Consider the following 850-nt stretch of genomic DNA (forward strand, 5'->3'; position numbering starts at 1 on the left):
CCGCGCTGCAGGCGATCGCGACGGTGGGTTCGGTGATGGGGGGCGGCGACGGCCCGCCGCCGGCGCGCATCGTGCTGGAATCCGACGGCGGGGAGAACAAGCCGTCCAATCCCAGCGACCCGCACGACGGGGCGTACACGGCGGCGCGGCTGGCCCGCGACGAGGGCGTGCCCATTTCGACGATCTCGTTCGGCACCAAGACCGGCGAGATCGAGATGGACGGGCAGCGCGTCGCCGTCCCGGTCTCGACGGACCACATGAAGACCATCGCCAAGCTGTCCGGCGGGCAGTCCTACACCGCCAGCAACATCGCCGAGCTCAACAAGAGCTACAACGCCATCGAGAAGGACATCGGTTATCGGACCGTGCCGGGGCCGGGCAGCGCCGGGTGGCTGCGCCTGGGCGTGATCACCGCCTTGATCGCGACGGCGCTGGCGCTGCTGATCAACCGGCGGCTGCCGGTCTGATCGCTCAGGAGGGCAGCCGGCGATTCAGGAACAGCCCGGCCAGGATCGCACCGGCCAACGCGACCGCGCCCAGCAGCATCCAGGCCAGGCTGGCGTCGCCCTTGACGGTCTCGTAGCCGATCTGGCGCTGCAGGGTCGAGTAGACGTTCTTCAGCGATTCCAGGCTGTCGGCGTGGAACGCCTGGCCGTCGGTGATCTCGCAGATCTTCTGCAGCGTCTGGTCGTCGACGGGAACCGGGATCGTGGCGCCCTCGTATTCGACGGTGCCGTACGGCGTCCCGAAGGAGATGGTCGAGATCTGCACGCCCGCGGCCTTGGCGGCCCGGGCGGCGGTGAACGCCCCCTGCGGGGCGTTGGCGTCCAGCGGCACATTCTCCGCGCCG

2 pseudogenes are annotated in these 850 nt (G+C 69.9%); one reads left to right on the forward strand and one right to left on the reverse strand.

The annotated features are described in order from the left end of the window. Nucleotides 1–467 (forward strand): annotated as a pseudogene (locus A5695_RS01145) (hypothetical protein); the annotation flags it as partial. A gap of 4 nt (nt 468–471) precedes the next feature. Here the strand turns inward: A5695_RS01145 and A5695_RS01150 are convergent. Next, nucleotides 472–850, reverse strand: a pseudogene (locus A5695_RS01150) (hypothetical protein); the annotation flags it as partial.

Origin of the sequence: Mycobacterium sp. E1747 (assembly GCF_001667775.1) — a bacterium.
GTDB lineage: Bacteria > Actinomycetota > Actinomycetes > Mycobacteriales > Mycobacteriaceae > Mycobacterium.